Below are 22902 nucleotides of genomic sequence, written 5' to 3'. Positions count from 1 at the left end.
ATCAGGATCGAACCATACCGCTCCGGCCACCGCCAACCTGGCCCTATCGATGTGGCTTCACAAAGGCACGAGCGGTCTTGGAGTCTTTATGTTTGACGCGTTTCTTCACGCGACCGGATTCCATCCTCGGGTCAAGCCCGAGGACATGCTTCGCTCGAAACCACTATAGAGGCATGTCGTCACATCACAAAAGCGAAGCGGCATCACAGAAGCAAAAGCCCCGCCGAAGCGGGGCTTTAACGATCCTGTCCTTCTACCCGGACTATGAGAGCTTCGGCAGGGTGACGATCTGATCGCTGAAATGCAGTTCCTCAACGCCATTAACCGCGACGGTTTGTTGATCGCTGAAGTGCAGTGTGTAGGTCGACGTGCTCGCATCGACATCGATCTTGGCGACATCGAAGAACGACCGGCCCACAAATTCGGCCGTGTCGTTACCGTTGCCGCCGAAGATGGTGTCGCTGCCGCTACGCGCCTCGATCCGGAAGGTGTCATCGCCGCCACCACCGTACAGCGTGGAGTTGGCGCTCCCATCACCTGACAGCAACGTAAACTGATCGTTGCCCGCACCGCCCTGCAGTACATCGCCCTGCATGCCTACCAGCGTGTCATTGCCAGCGCCGCCTATAAGCGTGCTGTGTCCCTCTATCTCGCCGACGCCGCCACCATGGTCACCGCCCCGACCGCCACCGTGATCATCCCCGCGACCCCATCCACGATCATCTCCATGACCACCGCCATGATGATGCCCGCGGCCAGCGGCGCCGAAGGCGCTGTCGTCCGCACTGGCGATGCGCGCGTCGCCGCCAACGCCCGCGGCCCGCGCACCACCGGACACCAGGAGGTCATTGCCAGCACCCCCGTCCAGCGTATCGTTGCCGGCGCCGCCGTAAATGCTGTCATTGCCGGCCCCGCCGAACAGCAGGTTGTCGCCTTCGCTCGCCCGGATCACATCGTTGCCGCTACCGCCGTAAACCGTATCGTTGCCGCTATCATTCAGGTTGATCGTGTCATGCCCTTTGCCTGCGGCGACAAAGACGTCGTTATCCCCTCCGGTCACGTCCAGCCTGGCGCTGTGATCATCCAGCACGATCGCTTTCAGGTTGGGATTCGTCTCGACATTCGTCGAGTTGGATACGCCCAGGATCTGGACGACAGGCGGAACCTCTCCGCCCGGAAACGGCCCGGACTGGAGCCACCCCCTCGCGCTATTGTCGTCATCGTTGAACACACCGCTTTGCTCGAGCGAATCGATCAACGCCGATCGCACGCCCGCCTCGATGTTTCCGTTACTATGAAAAAACTCGCCTAGCTCGGTCTTCGTCAGGTAGGAAACGGCCATGGCGCCCTCTAGCTGGATTCTTTAAGAGACTGAATTCTTCAAGAGTCATGCGAAAGCAGATATGACCGGTCGACGCCAATCGACACCGCATGCTGCAATTCGAAGGTGCTAGACTTTGTGCCAAATCCGAGCCTTGCATATAACATATAAGCGTTATGCAAGCTCTCGATTGTTAAATTCATGTTAGTGGCACCGCAGCACCGAAGTCAAGCGTCAAGTTACGCTCCCTTCATTTAACATCCAGCGGGACCGTCTCCTGGCCGCCCTGCGCAGCTTATCGCCGGGATTTTACCCCATTCCCGCCGGAATCGTGAAGCAGATGTGCGAAAAACATAAGAAGACCACTAAAACCTCACCTCACATCCAATTGTGACGACCGACCAAACGGTGGTAACGTTCGCGGATGCTTTTACCAGACAATGTGAGGATCTGTTATCGTGGCGCTGGCATGAGTTCTCCCCGGCTGAGACGGAGAATCATCACCGTTACTCAGCGCAAAGGCGGTGTCGGCAAAACCACGATCGCTATCTGTGTCGCCGCTGCGCTCGCGCGCCGCGGACATGAGGTTGCGCTTGTCGACAGCGACCCCCAGCGTTCAGCCTCGCAGTGGGCGGAGCCCGGTAATCTCGAATTCCCCGTCTATGAAATGGCTCTGGAGCAGACGTCGGTCCCTGCCTGGGCCCAGGAAGTCCGCAGCATTGAAGCCGGGATTGTCGTCATCGACACCGCCCCCAACGCAAGGGAAATGGGAGCCTCGATCGCTGTGGCCAACCTTATCCTGGTGCCCTGCACCCCATCCGGCCTCGACCTCGACGCGACTCTTCAGACGCTTGCGATCATTGACGCCGCACGGGAGCGCCGCCGAGATCGAATCAAGGTGATCCTGGTGCCGAACAGACTCGACCGCCGCACGCTTGAAGGAAGACAGTTGCTTGATGAGCTAAGCACATTCGGTGAAGCGGTTGGCCCGCCAATCGCCAGCCGCGCCGCCTTCGTTCGTTGCTTCACCAGCGGTCAGTCGGTAACAAGCTTCATGCCCGGAGATACGGCAGATCAGGAAATCCAGGAGCTCGCGGACGCGATCGAACGGATCGAGCTTGAGGAATAGGGCGGCATCTGCGTCCGCCGCGAGATCATTTCTTTTCTCGCCGGAAATTATGAGAGCCGCTATCTGGAATTGGCGGGACCAAGCAAGGCTTGGATCACACCTTGCGTTTCCGACTGGGGAGGGGACGCAGAAACCGCGGCTTCCTCGAGCCGCATTTTCTCAAGCAGGAGGTCCGTGACAATCTTGCGAAGCCGCTGGTTCTCGAGCTTGAGCTCCTCCAGAACGTGGCGCATCTGATCCATCGCCGGAGGCTTGACAAATGCCGCACCTTCTCCCGCATTGTCATGAGGAATATCCGCTTCCTGCCTTGGCAGAGGCAATTTCCTCCACCGATGAAGCGTCATGACACTCACACCAAGCGCCTTGCAGACGTCGACCTGGGAATTGCCGGCGCGAGCGAGTTCATCTGCCCGGGCAAGCTTCGAAAGAATTTCCTCCCGCGAATGCTTCTTCATCTTCCTACCTGAATACGGCTTCGATGACAGAGAACGAAGCGCCTAAACAATGACCAGAATCAAATGAAAATCTCAACTTAAGAACAAGTTCACGACAATAATATAGTATGAAAGCCGCGCGATGCGCTATCAATCATCACTCAAGTTCGCGCGAGTTTTACCTTTCATGTTAGTTGCGGTGCAACGTAAGCTGACAAAGGCTGTCGATCCGGTTGGCGCGCCGGCTATAATGACAGACACATAAACGACGGATACCACGCGAGCCGCGGTCACGCATATCACTTCTTCGAAGCGCGCGCGATCGCCCTTCGGCAGCCTCCTTATCTTATCAGGCCGGTATTTTGCCTCTGGACAACCTGTAACCCGGCCGCATCCCGCGTCGTTACCGCGAAACCGCCGACTGCGCCAACCAGCGGATTACCAGAGCATTAAAGCTTCTGATGGAATCAGAAGCGATGCTCTACAATATTGATCTGACGCGTTTTCTTCACGCGAACCGGTTTCCATCCTCGGGTCAAGCCTCGAGGACATGCTTCGCTCGAAAACGCTATGAAGCGGCTTCTCGGACGGACCGGCAACGAACAAACCGAGGCATTCCTTAACACTCCGGTGTGGGTAACATTCTACAGCAGATCCGACCGGAGATGTCCCACTCCGGGACATGTTGGACGCGTTTTCCTCACGCGAGTCAGGTCAAGCTTAAGGACATGCTTCATTCGACAACGCTGTCGCCTGCGCTCTTCCCGGATCGTCCTCTATCAATGCTTCATGCAACCCGGACGGAGTTCAGGAAATTGTCGACCTCCGTCTTGAGCCTGGCGCTATCGCGCGACAGCGTCTGCGCGGCAGACAACACCAAAGATGAGGCATTCCCGGTCTCCACCGCCCCGCGCTGGAGATTGCCGACGTTCGAGGACACTTCCTGCGCACCCTGGGCTGCGTGCTGCACGTTGCGGGCAACTTCCTGCGTCGTCGCCCCCTGTTCTTCGATGGCTGACGCGATCGTGGAGGAGATGCCGGAAAGCTTTTCGATGGAGTTCCGGATCTCATTGATCGCGGCGACGGATTCATGCGTGGCGGACTGGATGCCGCTGATCTGCTGACCGATTTCGCCGGTGGCCTTGCCGGTTTGCTCGGCGAGCGCCTTGACTTCCGAGGCGACGACTGAAAATCCGCGACCGGCTTCGCCGGCGCGCGCCGCCTCGATGGTGGCGTTCAGGGCGAGAAGATTGGTCTGTCCCGCGATATTGTTGATCATCTCGACAATATCGCCGATGCGAGCCGCCGCGCTCGACAACGCGCTGACGCGCTCGGTCGCCGAATGCACCTGATCGACGGCCTCGCCCGCCATGCGCGCTGATTCCTGCACGCGCTGGCTGATTTCACGGACCGAGGCGGTCATCTCCTCCGTGGCCGAGGCCACCGAATTGACGTTGGAGGAGGCTTCGGTCGAACCGTTGGCGACGCGTGCCGCAAAATCCTTTGCATGATCGGCGTTCGAGGCCAGCGTCGATGCCGAAGCCTCCAGTTCGGTCGCCGATGTCGCGACAGCCTGAACAATCTCGCCGATGGCCGCCTCGAAGGAATTGGCGATCTTTGTCATGTCGATCTTGCGCTGGGCGTCGGCCCGGCGTTGCGTGGAGTTGACCTCTTCCCGGCTGAAACGAATAAGCGTCTGCACGGTCTGGAGGTTGCGGAGGGCTTCGCCGATCTCGTCGTCGCGCCTGATTTCGATCCGATTGTCGAATTTGTCGTGAACGAGGTTCAGCATCGTTTCGTTCAGGTGACGCATCGGTCCCTCGAACGCACGCAGGGTCTGACGTCCCACCATTCCCCCGACGGCGATCCCGGCGGCGGCGAGAAGGATGAGGGCGAGGCCCCATATGCCGCCGATGACGGCTGCGCCCAGCAAGCCGCAAGCTAGCAGAAAAGCAGCCTGCACGGTGATCAGCGTTGTCATTCGCGCCCGCATGGTACGGGTAAATAGTCCGAAACGATCAAAGACCGATCGCTTCCTGATAATGCCGGCGTCGATCCGATACGGATGGGGGCGCTTTTCGCGAATGGCCGCATACACGTCTTCCGCGAGGGCGCGCTGGTCGGCGGCAAGCCTGGTGCGGATCGAGGTATAGCCGGTGACCTGCCCGTCCGTCCGGATCGGCGAGGCCGTTGCCAGCACCCAGTAAAAGCCGCCGTTCTTGCGGCGGTTCTTGATGGCGCCGACCCATGGTTTCTCGGCCTTCAAGGTGTCCCAGAGATTCTCGAACGCCTCCGGCGGCATGTCCGGGTGGCGGACAATGTTATGCGCCTTGCCTATCAGTTCCTCGGAGGTGAACTCCGCGGCGTCAATGAAGTCTTCGTTGACATAGGTGAGACGCCCCTTGAGATCGGTCCGGGAAACGATCAGCGTGTCATCGGAAACGGGATACTCTTCGTCGGTAACCGGAAAGTTCTTGCGCACGGGAAAACTCGCCAATCTGTTATGGTGAAAGCAAGCGTCACGACCGATGTGCTGTCATGACGCGATTCGCGAGGAACCGCGTCAGCGGAAATCGGTACCGATACCCTCAAAAGCTTACCTGGGATGGGATCGCGTCGAGATCGACGAAAACGGGGGCAAGTGAACCATCGGGAGGCACCTTCTGTGGCTTACCGGAACTCGGCTCTGACGCGATGGCGAGAGGATGGAACAATTCGGTTAAAAAACGGTGGCTACGCAGCAAGGGGCTGCATACTTCCCACCCGATGATGCCTGATCCGGCTGGTGGGCCCGGAGGGACTCGAACCCCCAACCAGACCGTTATGAGCGGCCGGCTCTAACCATTGAGCTACAGGCCCCGGCCGGACGTCGCGTGCGCAACCGCCGTCGGCGCAAGGCATCCCTTACAATGTCATGTGCCGCGCGGCAATCGGCGGGCGGAACTGTTGAGGGGCCGGAGTTTGCGGCAAGAGACGGAGAATGCCCCCGATGGTGGCGCATTCTCTTCAAGCCTCGATCAGGATGTTATGCCGCGCCCGCCGGGACATTAACCCTTTGCTAACCATATACCGGGCAAATTTTGCCCAGGAAGCCGCGCGCCGCCGGCAGCCCGGAATGGCACGGCATGGCCCTTCGTGGACACCGGAGGCGCCCCACTTTCACGGTGGAGCGCGGCGGCGGCCGCGCAAACGCCTCTAACGTTGTCGAGCAAAGCATGTCCTCGGGCCTGACCCGCGGATAAACATGGGTTCGCGTGAAGAAAGCGCGTCAGAATAACTGCTGGTCTGGTTCCACTACGTTGAATCAGGCCCAGCCTTAATTTTTTGATTGAGCATGATCCTGTCCGAAAACCGGCTTCCGCTTTTCTGGATCATGCTCTAGCGCGTGCGGGCGGTCTGCGCGAGGGAGACGACGGGGATGAAGGGCGTCACGGCGGATCAAGGCGCAACCGTGCCAGCCTCGGGCTTTCCAACCTTCAGCCAGATCGGGATCATGCTGAAGCGCGGTGATCTCGCGCTCGCCTTCGGTATCCTGACGATCCTCGTCGTCCTCATCATGCCGCTTCCGGCGATGGTTCTCGATCTCCTTCTGGCGATCTCGATCACGCTGTCTATCCTGATCCTGATGACCGCGCTGTTCATCCAGTCGCCGCTGGAATTCTCTTCCTTCCCGACCGTACTGCTGATCGCGACCATGCTGAGGCTGTCGCTGAACCTCGCCTCCACAAGGCTGATCCTGTCGGACGGGCATGAAGGCTCGGCTGCCGCCGGCCATGTCATCGAAGCCTTCGGGAACTTCGTGATGGGCGGCAATTTCGTCATCGGCATCATCGTCTTCGGGATCCTGGTGATCGTGAACTTCGTGGTCATCACCAAGGGTTCGGGACGTATCGCGGAGGTGGCGGCGCGCTTTCAGCTCGACTCCATGCCCGGCAAGCAGATGGCGATCGACGCCGACCTTTCCGCCGGACTGATCGATGAGAAAACCGCGAAGGAACGGCGCAAGGCGATCGAGGACGAAAGCGGCTTCTTCGGCGCGATGGACGGCGCCTCGAAGTTCGTGCGCGGAGACGCCGTGGCCGGCCTGCTCGTCGTCTTCATCAACATCATCGGCGGCATGATCATCGGCATCGCGCAGCAGGATCTGAGCTTTGCCGATGCGGCGCACAGCTATACCATTCTCACCGTCGGCGACGGGCTGGTGACGCAGATTCCCGCTTTGATCGTCTCGACCGCGGCCGGCCTTCTGGTTTCCAAGGCCGCCGTCACCGGCGCCGCCGACAAGGCCCTCATGAAGCAGCTTTCCGGCTATCCGCAGGCGCTCGGCATGTCGGCCGGCGTGATGCTGGTGCTGGGACTGCTGCCCGGAATTCCGATGCTGCCGTTCGTCGCGCTCGGCGGCGGCGCGGCGGCGCTGGCCTGGAGTTCGCGAAAACGCCAAAGCGCCGCGGCCGCCGAAGCCGTGGCCGCCGCGGCGTCCGAAACCGCGTGCATAGCAGCCGCGAATGTGGAGGAGCCGATATCGGCGGCGCTCAGAATCGACGATCTGAAGATCGAACTCGGCTACGCGCTGCTGCCGCTGGTCAATGGCCCGGACGGCCAGGATCGCCTCACCGAGCAGATCAAGGCGCTCCGCCGATCGCTCGCGATCGAGATGGGATTCGTGATGCCGGCGGTACGGATCCTCGACAACGTACAACTGGAGGCCAACACCTATATCATCAAGATCAAGGAGGTCGACGCCGGCTCGGGGCGCATCTGGCCGAACCAGTACATGGTGATGGATCCGGCCGGCGGTCAGGTCGGAGTCCCCGGCATTCACACCACGGAACCGACTTTCGGATTGCCGGCGACGTGGGTCGATGCCTCGCTCAAGGAAGAAGCCTCGCTGAAGGGTTATACCGTGGTCGATTCGGCGACCGTGGTTTCGACCCACCTCACCGAACTGCTCAAGGTCAACATGTCGGACCTGCTCTCCTATGGCGAAGTGCAGAAGCTTCTGAAGGACCTGCCGAAGGAACAGGGCGAACTGATCAAGGACATCGTGCCGGGCCAGATCTCGATCTCCGGGATCCAGCGCGTGCTGCAGCTTCTCCTCGCCGAACGCATTTCCGTCCGCGATCTGTCCACGATTCTGGAAGGCATCGCGGAAGCTCTCGCCTTCTCGCGCAATCCGGCGACGCTGGTGGAGCACGTGCGCGCCCGCCTTGCGCGTCAGATCTGCGCCCAGAACACATCGGTCAACGGCTACCTGCCTCTGGTCGCGCTATCCGCCAAATGGGAGCAGGCCTTCGCCGAATCCATCATCGGCCAGGGCGAGGAACGCAGCCTTGCGATGCAGCCGTCGAAGTTATCGGAATTCATGGCGGCGGTGCGCGATCGCTTCGAGCAGGCCGCCCGCGAAGGCGAGGCCCCGGTGCTGGTGACCTCGGCCGCGATCCGGCCATTTGTCCGCTCCCTGATCGAGCGTTTCCGCGCCCAGACCCCTGTTCTATCGCAGGCCGAAATCCATCCCCGGGCCCGGCTCAAGACGGTCGGCAGCATCTGATCGGCCTGCTCGAATCACGGCGGCCTTTATGCGGCATTTCTGCATCAGACAAATGGTTTGTGTCTAACCACGCCTGTGCACATACGAAGCCACCAGACCACTGCACAGTACTAAATAATTGATATAATTGTATAATATAACGATTCCGATCTGACGGCGCAGTCCGTCGATCGCGGCCGTTCACACCTTTTCACCACCTTGTGATCGCTTCTTCGGAACATCCCCCCCAATTCCTACGTTGTAGGGGCGCGAGACGATGAACCTGTGCGCGAGCAGCGGAGACTAATCTTCAACAAGGAAGTGGATGGGCAGGAGGACTTCCATGAATCATTCGATTTACAGCGCGGATCGGACGACCCACCTGAAAATCGTGGTTGTAGCTCTTGTTGCAGGTATCGCAGTGGCAGGTTTCGCCATTTCAGCGCGCATGAACGCTGATGACGGCTATACGCAGACCGCACGCATCATCAAGGCAGGCAAGCCGATGGCGGTGACCAGTTCGGATGCGATGGTCGTTCGCTGAAGGAGTTTGAAGAATTCACGAGGCTTCTTTAGATTTGCCCCCCGAAGTCGCCACGTGAGTACGTAGAGGACCCACTAACCCCAAGTGGACTACGATGGAAAACGCCCGCCCCCCACGGGCGTTTTCTTTTTGCGACAAGCACACAATCTGGTTCGCGGGCGCGCGATGCGAGCTTCCCTCATCGGGGAACCACCCTTCGCTTCTCGGATTCGAACGAATGAAGACGGAGCGTTCAGGCGATGGAGGCGGCCCCCATGCGCGACCGCATCAAACCGATACTGTCGAGATCGGCCTGCTCGCGGGCGTTCTCTTCCGCACGTTCGCGCGCCTGGTCGCGCTCATCGAGCAATTCGACCTTCTTGAGATCCTCAAACGCTTCCGCCAGCGACATCTTGGCCTCCTCGAGCTGGACGCGCAGTTCGTCCGCCGAGCGGGTGAGATTTTCCCGGCGCTGGATCGCTGCCTTGGCATAGGTCGGATATGCGAAATGCGTGGGATCATCGATCCCGGCGCGTTCCTGCTCGATTTCGATTTCACGCTCCAGATCGACCGACATGCGCTGGAAATCAGCAATCATGCTTTCGATCTGAGCCACCCTCCGACGCTTCTCCTCGACCTGGAATTTCTTCAGGCGGATCAGCGTTTCACGCGACTTCATCGACTCGTACTCCCCAGAAGTCCCAATCTACGCGGGACAACGGCGACATCCCTTCGGATCCCGCCGCACCACTCTTATGACGGGCGGATGATGGCCCGACAAAGTTAGCTTTCCGTTGCTAAAGTGTTGACGATTTGCTGCAATCTTCGATAACCGTCCTCGATGCTGGTGACTTCGTCCTTCGCCTGACGCAGGAAATCCTCCAGGACCGGATTCAACCTGATGGCCTCGTCGACCTCCGCGTTGGAGCCGGCCCGATAGGCGCCGAGCCGGATCAATTCCTCCATGTCGGAATAAGTGGCCATCATCCGCCGCGCGCAGGTAATGTCCGGCAGGAAAGCCGGATCGGCCGATCTCGGCATCGTGCGCGACACTGACTTCAAAATATTGATCGCGGGATAGCGGCCCCGCTCGGCAATGGCGCGCTCCATCACGATGTGCCCGTCGAGAATGCCGCGCACCGCGTCGGCGACCGGCTCGTTGTGATCGTCACCATCGACCAGCACCGTGAAGATACCGGTTATTGTCCCCTTGTCGGCTCCGGGCCCGGCGCGCTCCAAAAGCCTCGGCAACTCGGTGAAGACGGTTGGCGTATAACCCTTCGTGGTCGGCGGCTCGCCGGTCGACAGTCCGATTTCGCGCTGCGCCATGGCAAAGCGCGTCACCGAGTCCATCATGCACATCACGTCCCTGCCCTCGTCGCGAAAGAATTCCGCAATCGCCAGGGTCAGATAGGCAGCCTGCCGCCGCATCAGGGCGGGCTCATCGGAGGTTGCGACCACGACGACCGATCGGGCGAGCCCCTCGTCGCCGAGATCGTCCTGCAGGAACTCCTGCACTTCGCGTCCGCGTTCGCCGATCAGCCCGATCACCGAAACGTCGGCATCGGCGTTGCGCGCCAACATCGACAGCAGCACCGATTTGCCGACGCCGGAGCCCGCGAAAATACCGAGCCGCTGACCGCGGCAGCAGGTCAGGAACGTGTTCAGGGCGCGAACCTTGAGATCGAGCGGCTGGCCGACCCGTTGGCGCGAATGCGCCGACGGTGGCGAATTGCGGTACGGTACGGGCGTCGGGCCCTGCGGGAGCGGCCCCTTGCCGTCGATCGGCTCTCCGAGGGCGTTGAGAACCCGCCCGAGCCATGCGGCTGCCGGCCGTACACTGTCGGAAGCATTGGCGACCAGGGCGCGGCAGCCGCGCCGCACCCCGTCCAGGCTGGCGAACGGCATGACGACAGCATTGTCGCCGTTGAAACCGACCACTTCCGCCGGGATGGTCCGACCGACCCCGGTTTCGATCACGATGCGCGCTCCCACCGACATCGCATGGATGGGCCCCGCTATCTCGACCATCAGTCCGCGTACGCCGACCACGCGGCCATAAATATTGACGCGCTCGATCTCACCAATCCGCCCGGCCAGGCCCTTCATCGTGAAATCCTTAGGTTTCCGTACATTAGCCGAACTCCTTTAACCTCGTGTTTACCCGCATCGTTAATCATTGCGTCACTGTCTTTGGTGACTGAGAGCGTGTGTCTTCAGGAGGAAGGCGAGTCGCGAAAGTCAGTTAGGCCTGACTTTTAATGTGGATCCTGAGCGTAACCGGATAAGAAAAGCTGCTTTAATGCAACACCTTAGGGCGATTCGATGAAAATTGCACCGAAGAGACTTGCGGAACAGAAACAGTTTTTGTTAACCATAGGCGGTCAGGGTTCGAATCAGTTGCTTAAAGGCGTTTCCAGTGCCGCAAGTATTGCGGCCGGCCTGGCGCCCGGCGCGGCGACGATTAGGGGACTGGCATGCGCGTTTTGCTGATTGAGGATGACAGCGCCGTCGCGCAGTCGATCGAGCTGATGCTCAAGTCCGAGAGTTTCAACGTCTATACGACGGACCTCGGCGAAGAAGGCGTCGATCTCGGCAAACTCTACGACTACGACATTATCCTTCTCGATCTCAACCTGCCCGACATGTCGGGTTACGACGTGCTCAAGCAGCTTCGCGTCTCCAAGATCAAGACACCCATTCTGATCCTTTCCGGTCTCGCCGGCATCGAGGACAAGGTCAAGGGTCTCGGCGTCGGCGCCGACGACTACATGACGAAGCCCTTTCACAAGGATGAACTGGTGGCCCGCATCCATGCGATCGTGCGGCGCTCCAAGGGCCATGCCCAGTCGGTGATCCAGACCGGGGATCTCGTGGTCAATCTCGACACCAAGACCGTGGAAGTGGGCGGCCAGCGCGTCCATCTCACCGGCAAGGAATATCAGATGCTCGAGCTGCTCAGCTTGCGCAAGGGCACCACGCTGACCAAGGAAATGTTCCTCAACCACCTCTATGGCGGCATGGATGAGCCCGAGCTGAAGATCATCGACGTCTTCATCTGCAAGCTGCGCAAAAAACTTGCCAATGCCTCCGAAGGCCGCAACTTCATCGAGACCGTCTGGGGGCGCGGCTACGTTCTCCGTGAACCGCACGAGGACGAAGTCCGTATTCCGGCCTGACACCCGATCCTCCGTTCCTCCCGGACCGACCCCGCCGCAAACGGCGGGGTTTTTGTTTGGTCTATAGCGTTTTCGAGCGAAGTGGATGACCTGTTCGCGTGACGAAAACACGTCAAACAAATCTGAGAGTCCATCTTCTGATTCAATCAGAAGCGAACGTACCCTGGCGGCGAGGGCGGATCAGATCACCGATGAAACGGCGGGAATTCTCTACCCGCCGGCCGCCGCCCTGGGTGACGGCATTCCCGCCGCCCGCGAAGGCGGGGAAACCCGATTGGGCCGATAAAGCCCGCGCTTGTCGGGATGGGGTTTGAACGCGTCGGTCAGCCCGACCACGGTTTCGGCAGTCCCGAGCGCAAGAAAGCCATCAGCCTCCACCTGCCTTGCGAGCCGCGTGAAGACGCCGGCCTTGGTTTCCTGATCGAAGTAAATCAGCACGTTGCGGCAGAAGATCACGTCGAAGACCCCAAGATGGGAGAAATCCTGCAACAGGTTGAGCTGGCGGTGCTGAACCATCGCGCGGATGTCGGGGTTGATCTGCCAGAGTTCACCCACCTGCTTGAAGTGCTTGATCAGCAACTGAATGGGCAGTCCGCGCTGCACTTCGAACTGGCTGTAGAGACCGGCCCGCGATTTTTCGAGCACCTCGTTCGACAGATCGGTGGCGATGATCTCGGTGCGCCAGCCCGTCAGCTTCGGACCGCATTCCTTCAGGCACATCGCGATCGAATAGGGCTCCTGCCCGGTCGAGCCCGCGGCGCACCAGATCCGCAGGTGCCGACGAGCCGCGCGGGCCTGGAGCAGCGCCGGGATCACCGTTTCGCGCAGATGCTCGAACGGCGTCTTGTCGCGAAAGAAGAAGGTTTCGTTGGTGGTCATCGCCTCGACGACGTCGATCGTCAGAGCCGTTGCGCCGGTCTTCATTTTCTGCACGAGGTCGCCGATACCCGAGAGGCCGGCCTTGCGTGCCAGCGGAGTCAGCCGACTTTCGACCAGATATTGCTTCTCGGCGGTCAAGTCGAGGCCGGACCGTTCCTTCAGCAACTTGCGCAAGTACTCGAAATCAAGCGGTGTCACAAACCGTCTCCCGCGAATAGCCGAACCAGCTTCGGAGCAATTTGTTGAAGCGGCAGAACGGCCGCGCAAATTCCCGCCTGAACGGCGGCGCCCGGCATCCCCCACACCACGCTGCTTGCTTCGTCCTGGGCGATGATGCTGCCGCCCGCGGCGACAATCTGCGTGCCTCCACGCATTCCGTCCGACCCCATTCCGGTCAGGATCACGGCCAGAGCGCCGCCCTGCCAGACGTCGATCGCCGACATGAACAAAGGATCGACGGCCGGCTTGCAGAAATTCACCGCCGGGCCGTTATCCAGAACGATGACCGCGTCTGCTCCTTTTCTCGCCACCCGCATGTGACGGCCGCCGGGCGCGAGATAGATATGGCCCTGCTTCACGATCTCCTGATCCACGCCCTCATGCGCCGGACGCCCCGCGGCCCGCGCCAGATGCTCGGCGAGAATGGTGGTGAACGTCGGGGGCATGTGCTGGGTGATCAGCACCGGACAGCGGTCGATCACCGGTCCTATTCCGGCCACCAGCGTCATCAGCGCCTGCGGCCCGCCCGTGGACGAACCGATCAGCAGCGCACGCGGGAGGTGCGCGCTGAAGGAACGCAGCGTTGGCTGGGGCCGGCTCATCGCGCGAGCGGCTTGAGCAGAACGCGGTTGCTGTTCGCGCTGGACCAGAGCGGGATGAGGAAAAGTGCGTCGCGGTTTTCCGCCCGCATCCCGCTCTGAAATATTGGAATCGACCGCGTTCATGATTGTGGATGCGTTCGATCCATAATCATCGTGATCTGGCGGCGGCGAAGCGACTGTCGCCGGACGACGGCGTTTCGCGGCGAGATGCCGGATCTTCTGCATCAGGTCATGCCTGAAGATATCAGCCGCGGCGACCTCGCGCGTGCTCTCGGGCTTCGGAATGTAATCGGACGCGCCGAGCGACAGCGCCTTGAAACTGATCTCCGCGTTGCGGCGGGTCAGCGTCGAGGCCATGATGACGATGAGGTTGCGCTTTTTGGCCAGCAGTTGCGGCAGCGCGGAAATGCCGTCGAGTTCGGGCATTTCGATGTCGAGGACCACGACGTCCGGATCGGCGCGCTCGACCTGGCTGACGGCGTCGCGGCCGGTGCGAAGCGAGGCCGCGACCATCATGTCGGGCTCGGCCTCGATCCATCTGGAAATCAGCCCGCGGATAACGACGGAATCATCGACCACCATGACCCGTAGCGGCTCCAGCTTTCCCGAATCCAGAGCCACCGGACTTGCCACCGCAGTACTCATGCCCATTACGCGCAAGATGAAAAATATCCGGCCGGATCGCGACGAGATTCAGATCAGGCCGATTTCCTGAAATTTCGCCGTGACGATGTCCTTGTCGAACGGCTTCATGATGTATTCGTTGGCGCCAGCGTGGAGCGCGCGGGCGATGTGCGCCACGTCGTTCTCCGTGGTGCAGAACACCACCTTCGGCTGATCGCCACCGGGCATCCGGCGCAGGTTGCGAAGAAATTCGTAGCCGTCCATAACGGGCATATTCCAGTCCAGAAGCACGGCGTCAGGCAGTTCAAGCCTGCACGCCTCCAGTCCCTTCTCTCCATTTTCGGCCTCGACGATGCGAAAATTGAAGCCTTCCAGGATGCGTCGCGCAACCTTGCGAATGACACTCGAATCATCGACGACCAGACAGGTTTTCATTTTGGTCTCCGTGTCTTCTCAACGCTTTTTCCTCGGCCGGCGCGCCTGCGCCGCCGTGGTCATGCCGCAAGCTTGTCCGGTGCAATCTCCAAAACACGATCGACATCGAGAACAACCATCAACTGCCCGTCCAGCCGATACACGCCCGCCGACAGCTCCGCCGTGCATCGGTCGAGATTGGCCGGGTTGACCTCGCGGCCTTCATCCGGGAGTTTCATGACCTCGCCGATCGAGTCGATCAGAAGTCCGTAGGATTCGCCGCGCAGTTCGACACCGACAGCCATGGGACGGCGATCGGCTTCCCCCTTGGGAAGCTTGAGCCGGGCGCGCATATCGATCGCGGTGACGATACGGCCGCGCAGATTCAGAACCCCCGCGATATCATTCGAGGCCAGCGGCACGCGAGTCAGCCGTTCCGGCTTGAACACGTCCTGCACCCGTGAGATCGGCAGTCCGAACAACTGCCCGCCAATCGTCGCGGTGACGTATTCGATAAGCGCGCTTTCATTGGCCTGATTGACGGTGGTCATGTTCCGCTCCTTCATGCCGCCCGGCCAATTTCGGCGGTCTGCTCTTTCAGCGCGGCAATCAGGCCAGGCCGGTCGAACTTGGCGACGTAGTCGTGGAATCCAGCCTGACGGCCCCGCTCGATCGCGGCCGGAGAAATCATCGACGACAGCGCGATGATCGGAGTTCCGCTCAATCGATCATCGGAGCGCACGGTCTCCGCGAACTCGAATCCGTTCATGTCCGGCATTTCGATGTCCGTGAGGATCGCGTCGAACTCCTGACCCGAGCGCAGCGCGAGAAGACCTTCCTGCGCGTTGGTCGCAAGCCTGACCTGGTAGCCCGCGGCCTTGAGGACCGGCGCGAGCATGTTGCGGAAGAAGGCGCTGTCATCCACCAGCAGCACCGAGCGCGCGGTGGCGGCCGCACGCATCTCCTTGCGCCTGAACCAGTCGGAGAAGGCCATCGGCAGGAAATGACCGATGTCGATCACATCCGTCGCCAGGCCCTTGATGATCGCAGAGCCGAGGATGCCTGGCCTGCTGCTCGCCACCTCGATGTTCAGACGTTCCTCGACGATGTCGATGATCTCATCGACCACGAGTCCCGCCGCCCGGCCATCATCAGCGAACACCAGGACCGGCTGCGTCCCGTCCGTTCCAATCGAAACGCCATCCATCTGCACCAGCGGCATGAGCTGCTCGCGATACTGCACCATATGGCGGCCGTCGGAGATCTCGATCTTGGCGACCGCGATCTCTTCAAGTCGCGTGACGAGCGCGAGCGGCACGGCCTTGGGCTGATCCGAGCCGGCGCGGAACACCAGAAGCGACGTCTGTTCGGCGGCGCCGGCGCGAGCGGCATTCTCATCGGCGATCTCCTGCTGGGTCACAACCGATGCGCCCAGCGCGTGGGCGATCCCGTTCGGATCGATGATCATGATCACGGCGCCGTCGCCCAGGATGGTGTTGCCCGAGAACATGCCGATATGCCGCAGCATGGTCGACATCGGCTTGACCACGATTTCCTCGGTATGGAATACGCCGTCCACCACGATGCCGAAGGTCTGGTTGCCGACCTGCGTCACCACGATGAAGCCGTTCTCGGGATCGCTGTCCGCGCCGTCATCGATCTTCAGCAGCCTCTTCAGGTGCATCAACGGCAAAAGCTTGTTGCGCAGCCGCAGCACCGGCGTGTCCCTGATCCGCTCGATACGATGCTCCGAATTGGCGCGCGCGCGCACCAGCTCGACCACCGAGAGCTGCGGTATCGCAAAGCGATCACCCGCGGCCTCGACGATCAGAGCCGACACGATCGCCAGCGTCAGCGGAATCTTGATGATGACGCTCGAACCCTCGCCGGCCACCGACTTGATGTCGATGGTGCCGCCGATCTGATCGATATTGGTCCGCACCACGTCCATGCCGACGCCGCGTCCGGAGACGCTGGTCACGGCCGCGGCGGTCGAGAAGCCAGGAGCGAAGATGAACTTGTGAATCTGCGCCTCGGTCATCCTCTCGATTTCGGCTTCGGTCGCCAGGCCGTTCTGAATTGCCTTTGCCTTGATGCGCTCGGTATCGAGCCCACGGCCGTTGTCGGCGATGCAGATGATGATGTGGCCGCCCTCATGATATGCCGAGAGACGGATGGTGCCCTGCTCCGGCTTTCCCGCCTTGATGCGCTCCGCCGGTGTTTCCAGGCCATGATCGGCGGAATTCCGCACCATGTGGGTCAGCGGATCCTTGACGAGGTCGAGAACCTGGCGGTCGAGCTCGGTGTCGGCGCCATGCATCTCGAGTTCGATCTGCTTGCCGAGTTCGCTCGAAAGGTCGCGCACGATGCGCGGCAGTTTCTGCCAGGCATTGCCGATCGGCTGCATCCGCGTCTTCATCACCCCTTCCTGCAACTCGGCGGTGACGTTGGACAGCCGTTGCAGCGGCACCTTGAATTCGGTGTCCTCGTGACGGCGGCTGATCTCGAGCAACTGGTTGCGCGTCAGCACGAGCTCGGACACCATCGTCATCAGGTGCTCAAGCGTATCCACGTTGACGCGAATCGACTGGTTGGCGACCCGGTCGCCTTCCGGAGTATCCTCCACTTTCTTCGGAGCAGCCGTGGCGACCGGCTTCGAAGCAACCGGCGCTGCCGGCGCGGGCTGCGAAGCGGGCGCGGTCGACTCCACCTCCGTCTCGCGGAACGCGCGCTCGAGATCATCAAGCGACACCTCGCCGGGGCGCAGAGGCCGTTCGAGAACCTGGTAGGTGAGCGTCCCCGCTATGTCACATTCCGGCGTCGCTTCGGAGATGTCGGAAGCCGGCCCGGATGGATCACGCTCGGCCATGCGATGCAGCGCGTCGATCAGATCGGCATCGGCTCCCTCCGGCTCCGTCCCGCTCGCTTCGAGCTGGCCCAGGATATCCTTGATGCGATCGATGGTGGACAGGATAAGCGTCACGGCCTCGCCGGTCACCGCCATGCCGTCGCGAAACTTGCCCATCAGCGTCTCCGCCGCATGAGCGAGCGCCTCTAGCCTCGGCAGGCCCAGAAAACCGCACGTACCCTTGATGGTATGGACCAGCCGGAAGATGTTATCCAAAATCTTCGCATTGTTCGGATCCTGCTCGAACCGGACGAGCTGATTGTCGACCGTATCCAGACTCTCGTTGGTCTCGGTCAGGAATTCGCAGAGGAGATCATCCATAGCCTTCTGGCCTTCGAAACGCCGAGGCGCCGCGATCGCGCCTTTCACAGCCGGGCCAGTTTCAACGTAAAGCGTTAATATTGGTTGAGCAGATCAAAAAGAACGCGCCAAGCGCGTGTTTCGCGGACGCCATGCCCGGTTCGCGTGAAGACGACGCGCCGAATAACAATCTCAAGCCTCGCTTCTGATCCGATCAGGGGCGAAATGCTCAAGAAACCATTCGTTAACCTGGCCGGTCGGTCGAGACCTTAACGGGCGGTTGCCACCACCTTGTCACCCTCGGCGACCAGGGAGATGCTGATGCCGCAGGCCTCGGCCAGTAGACGTGTGTAATAGGGTTGAACCGCGTGGGCATAGACCGCGCCGGTCGAACCGGATGCCAGAAGCTCGGCGACGGGCTGCGACACGCGGGCGTTCAGCCCGGCGGCGGTGATCTGAAAGCCCATGGCCTCGCCCTCACCGAGCGGGTCGATCGTCAGCACCCCTCCGCGCGGAATCGTCTGCTGCGCGATCACCAGCAGGTTGAGCAGAAGTTTCACCCTGTTCTTCGGCAGCAGCAGGCGCGGCAGATTCCAGGCGAGCGTGATCTTGCCGTCCTCGAAATGACCCTTCGCGATGTTCTGCGCATCGCCCAGATCGATCTGCGCGCTGACCGAGCCCGCCGCCCCGAAGGCGAGACGGCAAAACTGCAGCCGCGCCGACGCGGTTCTGGCGCTCTTGCGAATCAGATCGAGGGCGAATTCGCGATCGTCCGGCTTTGGATCGTCGTCCAGCACTTCAAGTCCGTTGACGATTGCGCCCACGGGACTAATGAGATCGTGACAGACGCGCGAGCAGAGCAGCGCCGCGAGTTCGAGCGCGTCGGGAGCGGGACCGGGAGACGATGTGCCAGACATAAAACCTGTTCCTGGGATCTGTTTCGGCAACTCCGCTGCGCGCGGACACGGCGAATCAAAGGACCTTCAGGGTTTGATACACGGCCTGAGCCCGCGCTGCCACCTTCAGGCGGACGCCGTCCTGCGGCGGCACGCAAGGACGCTTCGCACATGCCGGTGATCGACGCTCAATCCGCCGCGGCGCTGGTGGGATTGCTCACCGATCTGGTCGCGAAAGCCGGCGCCGCCGTGCTCTCGGTCAATCGCGACCGCATGAAGACAGGCGGCAAGATCGACGGCTCTCCCGTCACGGATGCGGATCTCGCCGCTGACAATGTGATCGCGGAAGGACTCGCGCGGCTCTGCCCCGATATTCCGGTGCTCTCCGAGGAGCGGGCGCATCTCGCGACACCGCCTTATTCCGGAAGCCTGTTCGTGATCGATCCGCTGGACGGCACCAAGGAGTTCATCGCCGGCCGCAACGAATACACCGTCAACCTCGCGATCGTGACGGAGGGCATGCCGCTGCTCGGCATCATCGGCGCGCCGGCGCTCGGGTCGATCTGGCGCGGCCTTGTCGGGCGCGGCGCCGAACGCCTCACGGACGTCTCCGACTCGCGCGCCGGCGTCGCCGAGCCGATCAGGACACGGCCGTTTCCCGCACCGAACTCTCAATGGATCGCCGCCGTCAGCCGATCCCACGCCGACAGCCGCTCGGACGCCTTCATCTCCCGCCGTCCCGGCGCGGTGCGCAAGCCGCTCGGCTCCGCCGTCAAGTTCTGCCGGATCGCGGAAGGCTGTGCCGATATCTACCCGCGCCTTGCCCCTACCTGCGAATGGGACGTTGCGGCAGGCCACGCTTTGGTCACCGCCGCCGGCGGCAAGGTCACGGACGAATCGGGCGCGCCGCTGCGTTTCGGTGAAGCGCGCGAGGGATTTCTGGTGCCGGGGTTTATCGCCTGGGGCGACCCTTCCGCCGCGCCCCTATAGCGTTTTCGAGCGAAGTGGATGCCGGTTCCCGTGAAGAAAACGCGTTAAAACAACAACCCAGAGGTCGGCTTCTGATACGATCAGAAGTGGAAAGGCTCTATTGCGCGAGCATCTCCTTGAGCGCGGCCCAGCGGCGCGTCGCCTCCCGCAGATAACGCGCCGGATCGGCGGCGAAAGCCGCGCGGGTGTCCTCATGGCCGAACAGATAGAGCCGCTCGCCGATCACCAGCCACAATCGCGCGGTCCCGGCGCGGACCACGCCCCGCGTAACGCCAACCGGATCGTAGCCGCCGAAACGCGGACTATAGACATCGGGGTCGGCGAGGAAAAAGGCGCGGTTGCTGGGATTGGCGAAGCGCCAGATGACGCCATCATGCGACACCTCGAACTCGGACACGCCTCGCACCGGCCGCGCGTCGGTAAAAAACGCCACGGGATCGAACCCGCCGATCGCAAGTCCGGTATACCGGTCGACCACGACCCGTTCGGAGGTGGCGGCCAGCGCCGTCAAATCGAGGCCGGGGGGAGCGAGCCCGCCGCCCAGCGCGGCGATCACGGCCAACCCAAGACGCAAGCCATTCCTTTCCTGCCGCCGTGCCGTCATACTTGATGCCGATAACGCGTGAGTCGGGGGGTGATCGCCGCATCCTACGGACCGCGTGTCAGCATCCGGTTAAGGACGCAGTGGCAAGTTTTGCTACGTGGGGTGCTTTTACTTGGGGTGCCATACTTGGGGTTCTTTTCATGACTTTCATTTCGCGCCTTGCAGCGGTCGCGCTCGCTGCGGTGATGTTCGCGATTGTGCCGGCTTCCGCCCAGCAATCAGCGCCGTACCAGACGCCGCCGGCACAGCCCTACCAAGCACAGCCGTACCAGGCGCAGCCGGCGCATCGGAACGGCAGTCCCGGCACCTATTCGTCGGATGAACTCCTCAAATCCGGAACCCGGTTCTTCGGCAACGTCTCGCGGGGTCTCGCATCCGTCATCGAACGTGCGGTCAGCCAGTGGGGCCTGCCGAACGGCTACATCCTGGGCGAGGAAGGCTCGGGGGCCTTCGTCGCGGGTCTGCGCTACGGCGAGGGCACCCTCTACACCAAAAATGCCGGCGATCTGAAAGTCTATTGGCAGGGGCCGTCCGTCGGCTTCGACTGGGGCGGCGACGGCGCCCGGACCATGACGCTGGTCTATAATCTGCCTGCCACCAACGCGATCTATCAGCGTTTCGTCGGCATCGACGGTTCCGCCTATATCGTCGGCGGCTTCGGAATGACGGCGCTGACCGCGAACGACATCGTGCTGGTCCCGATCCGCTCGGGTCTCGGGCTGCGGCTCGGCGCCAATGTCGGCTACCTGAAATATACCCCGCAAGCGACCTGGAACCCGTTCTGATCTCCCCAGAGCATAATCCGATCAAGTTGAAGCGGACCATGCTCTAGAAATGGTTGTCCGACTGGCCGGAGCGACGATTCGAGGCGCGGCGCTGGCGTTCCGTCAGTCGCCCGTGGCATGGTAACCAGATCCTTGCCGGGCCTGTCCGGGGTTGTGGAGCGTTGCTCATGGTCGAGCCGATCATGTATCTGGCGATCGGTTTTCTGGTTTCGATGCTGTGCGGGCTGATGGTCATGCCGCTCGTGCATGATCGCGCCGTCCGCCTCACCGTCAAACGCATGGAAGCCGCCACTCCGATGTCGATGGCTGAGATCCAGGCCGACAGGGATCAGTTGCGCGCCGAATTCGCGATGTCGGCGCGGCGGCTGGAAATGAAGGTCGACCAGTTCAGGAGGAAGGTCGCCAGTCAGTCCGCGGAGCTCGGAAAAAAGGCCGACGCCATCAACCGCCTGAAGGTGGAGCTTGGTGAGAAGAACGAAAGGATATTCAGCCTGGAAGGACGCGGGAAGACGGTGGGAGAGCGTCTGCAGTCCGCCGAACAGGAGCTCGCCGCCAGGGCGGAAACCCTTCGGAGCGTTGAGCAGACGCTCGCCGAGCGGCAGAGCGACCTCGGGCGGCTCCGTCAGGAGTTGTCGGAGCGCTCGGTGACCGCCGAGAGTCGGCAAGCCGAACTGTTCGTGGTGCGCGCCCAGATCGAGCGACTGCAGAGCCGCCTCAACGAGGTCGAGAACGAACTCGCCTCCACGCAAGCACTGCTAGAGCAACAGCGCGATGAAACGGCAGCCGTTGCCCGGGAACGTGACGACGCGCGCAAACACGTCGAGAACCTGAGCCAGCGCATCGTCAACATCGACACCCAGCTCATCGACAAGACCAGGGACGCGGAAAGGCTCGGCGGCCGCGTCAGGGCACTCGAAGCCGACCTCGCGGCGCAGGCCAACGCGCTCACCGAGCGAAATGCGAAGAACAGTGAGTTGCGGCGAGCCAAAACCGCCGCGGAGCGCGCCAACAGTGAGTTGCGTGACGAAATTGCGTCGTTAACGGGCGGCAAGTCTCCGCTGATCGATACGCTGCGCAACGAAATGCTGGCGACCGAACGGGCGCTGCGCGCCGCCCACGACGAGCGAGCCAAATTGCAGCGCGACATCAACGTTCTCCAGCGTCAGACGGAATCCGGCACGGTCGAGCAGATGGAAAACGCGCTGCTGCGCGAGCATATCAATGACATCGCCGCCGAGGTCGCGAGGCTCGCGATGACCATCGAGGGGCCGGATTCACCGATCGAAACCATCCTGGCCGCATCAGCTACCGGCCCCGCCAAGGCCCCCAATGGTTCGGCGGGCGTGATTCCGGTCAGCACGCTGGCCGACCGCATCCGCGCCCTGCAACCTCATGCCCCCCGCAGCGAGCGGCGGTCGAGCTAGAGCCTCTTCGCTTCTGATGGAATCAGAAGCGAAGCTCTATAATCTTGTTTTGACGCGTTTTCTTCACGCGAACCGGTTTCTACTTCGCTCGAAAACGCTATAGAGTTCCTGCACTACTTCATGGAACGGTGAAAGACTCTTCTT

The 22902-nt window shown here is 61.5% G+C and carries 19 protein-coding genes and 1 tRNA gene; 7 read left to right on the top strand and 13 right to left on the bottom strand.

All coding sequences use genetic code 11. The annotated features are described in order from the left end of the window. Nucleotides 1–262: 262 nt before the first annotated feature. Nucleotides 263–1342 carry a calcium-binding protein gene (locus NWI_RS02770; RefSeq protein WP_011313861.1) on the bottom strand — a complete coding sequence of 360 codons (1080 nt, stop codon included), beginning with the start codon at nt 1340–1342 and terminating at the stop codon, nt 263–265. 448 nt (nt 1343–1790) lie between these two features. Between NWI_RS02770 and NWI_RS02765 the strand changes: the two genes are divergently transcribed. Next, nucleotides 1791–2450 (top strand): ParA family protein, encoded by a 660-nt coding sequence (locus NWI_RS02765; protein WP_041344695.1) that lies wholly within the window; start codon nt 1791–1793, stop codon nt 2448–2450. A 59-nt stretch (nt 2451–2509) separates the two neighbouring features. On the opposite strand, the gene NWI_RS02760 is transcribed toward NWI_RS02765, so the two are convergent. The 3 genes from NWI_RS02760 to NWI_RS02750 form a co-directional block, all read right to left on the bottom strand. Beyond that, nucleotides 2510–2905, bottom strand: a complete 396-nt coding sequence (locus NWI_RS02760; protein ID WP_011313859.1) for a helix-turn-helix domain-containing protein — start codon at nt 2903–2905, stop codon at nt 2510–2512. Nucleotides 2906–3671: 766 nt separating this feature from the next. Continuing rightward, nucleotides 3672–5366 (bottom strand): methyl-accepting chemotaxis protein, encoded by a 1695-nt coding sequence (locus NWI_RS02755; RefSeq protein WP_041344692.1) that lies wholly within the window; start codon nt 5364–5366, stop codon nt 3672–3674. 301 nt (nt 5367–5667) lie between these two features. After that, nucleotides 5668–5743: transfer RNA gene (locus NWI_RS02750), tRNA-Ile, on the bottom strand. Between the two features lie 559 nt (nt 5744–6302). Between NWI_RS02750 and flhA the strand changes: the two genes are divergently transcribed. Further along, a complete protein-coding gene (gene flhA, locus NWI_RS02745; RefSeq protein WP_011313857.1) occupies nt 6303–8432 on the top strand; it encodes a flagellar biosynthesis protein FlhA in 2130 nt (709 codons plus the stop codon). Nucleotides 8433–8754: 322 nt separating this feature from the next. Then, on the top strand, nt 8755–8955 hold the full coding sequence (locus NWI_RS02740; protein WP_011313856.1) for a hypothetical protein: 201 nt from the start codon (nt 8755–8757) through the stop codon (nt 8953–8955). 232 nt (nt 8956–9187) lie between these two features. On the opposite strand, the gene fliJ is transcribed toward NWI_RS02740, so the two are convergent. Together fliJ and fliI are read right to left on the bottom strand one after the other, a co-directional pair. Beyond that, entirely contained in the window at nt 9188–9613 is a 426-nt protein-coding gene (gene fliJ / locus NWI_RS02735; RefSeq protein ID WP_011313855.1) for a flagellar export protein FliJ, read from the bottom strand. Between the two features lie 104 nt (nt 9614–9717). Then, nucleotides 9718–11043, bottom strand: coding sequence for a flagellar protein export ATPase FliI (gene fliI / locus NWI_RS02730; protein WP_011313854.1), 1326 nt, complete (start codon nt 11041–11043; stop codon nt 9718–9720). Between the two features lie 368 nt (nt 11044–11411). Here fliI and ctrA point away from each other — a divergent pair, with 368 nt between their 5' ends. Continuing rightward, nucleotides 11412–12113: a response regulator transcription factor CtrA gene (gene ctrA, locus NWI_RS02725; RefSeq protein WP_011313853.1), complete on the top strand. Its 702-nt coding sequence runs from the start codon at nt 11412–11414 to the stop codon at nt 12111–12113. Between the two features lie 210 nt (nt 12114–12323). Here the strand turns inward: ctrA and NWI_RS02720 are convergent, their stop codons facing one another. From NWI_RS02720 to chpT, 6 genes are all read right to left on the bottom strand, one after another. Then, the gene (locus NWI_RS02720) at nt 12324–13190 is read right to left on the bottom strand and encodes a CheR family methyltransferase (RefSeq protein WP_011313852.1); all 867 of its coding nucleotides are present in this window, start codon (nt 13188–13190) and stop codon (nt 12324–12326) included. Beyond that, complete coding sequence (locus NWI_RS02715; protein ID WP_041344690.1) at nt 13187–14395, bottom strand: chemotaxis-specific protein-glutamate methyltransferase CheB; 1209 nt, start codon at nt 14393–14395, stop codon at nt 13187–13189. Before NWI_RS02715 ends, NWI_RS02720 begins: the two co-directional genes overlap by 4 nt. Nucleotides 14396–14506: 111 nt before the next feature. After that, entirely contained in the window at nt 14507–14872 is a 366-nt protein-coding gene (locus tag NWI_RS02710; protein ID WP_011313850.1) for a response regulator, read from the bottom strand. 59 nt (nt 14873–14931) lie between these two features. Beyond that, entirely contained in the window at nt 14932–15402 is a 471-nt protein-coding gene (locus tag NWI_RS02705; protein WP_011313849.1) for a chemotaxis protein CheW, read from the bottom strand. 11 nt (nt 15403–15413) lie between these two features. Then, complete coding sequence (locus tag NWI_RS02700) at nt 15414–18080, bottom strand: hybrid sensor histidine kinase/response regulator (RefSeq protein WP_011313848.1); 2667 nt, start codon at nt 18078–18080, stop codon at nt 15414–15416. A gap of 248 nt (nt 18081–18328) precedes the next feature. After that, complete coding sequence (gene chpT, locus NWI_RS02695; protein ID WP_011313847.1) at nt 18329–18976, bottom strand: histidine phosphotransferase ChpT; 648 nt, start codon at nt 18974–18976, stop codon at nt 18329–18331. A gap of 150 nt (nt 18977–19126) precedes the next feature. On the opposite strand from chpT, the gene NWI_RS02690 reads away from it, so the two are divergent. Continuing rightward, complete coding sequence (locus NWI_RS02690) at nt 19127–19945, top strand: 3'(2'),5'-bisphosphate nucleotidase CysQ family protein (RefSeq protein ID WP_011313846.1); 819 nt, start codon at nt 19127–19129, stop codon at nt 19943–19945. Nucleotides 19946–20042: 97 nt separating this feature from the next. Here NWI_RS02690 and NWI_RS02685 read toward each other — a convergent pair whose 3' ends face one another. Continuing rightward, entirely contained in the window at nt 20043–20549 is a 507-nt protein-coding gene (locus NWI_RS02685; RefSeq protein ID WP_011313845.1) for a YHS domain-containing (seleno)protein, read from the bottom strand. 140 nt (nt 20550–20689) lie between these two features. Here NWI_RS02685 and NWI_RS02680 point away from each other — a divergent pair, with 140 nt between their 5' ends. After that, on the top strand, nt 20690–21334 hold the full coding sequence (locus NWI_RS02680) for a DUF1134 domain-containing protein (RefSeq protein ID WP_011313844.1): 645 nt from the start codon (nt 20690–20692) through the stop codon (nt 21332–21334). A 167-nt stretch (nt 21335–21501) separates the two neighbouring features. Continuing rightward, nucleotides 21502–22758 carry a hypothetical protein gene (locus tag NWI_RS02675; RefSeq protein ID WP_011313843.1) on the top strand — a complete coding sequence of 419 codons (1257 nt, stop codon included), beginning with the start codon at nt 21502–21504 and terminating at the stop codon, nt 22756–22758. Nucleotides 22759–22902 lie beyond the last annotated feature (144 nt).

This window comes from Nitrobacter winogradskyi Nb-255 (genome assembly GCF_000012725.1).
In the GTDB taxonomy this organism is placed as follows: Bacteria; Pseudomonadota; Alphaproteobacteria; order Rhizobiales; family Xanthobacteraceae; genus Nitrobacter; species Nitrobacter winogradskyi.
The sequence above is the reverse complement of the archived record's forward strand: the minus strand, read 5'-3'. Positions and strand labels throughout refer to the sequence as shown.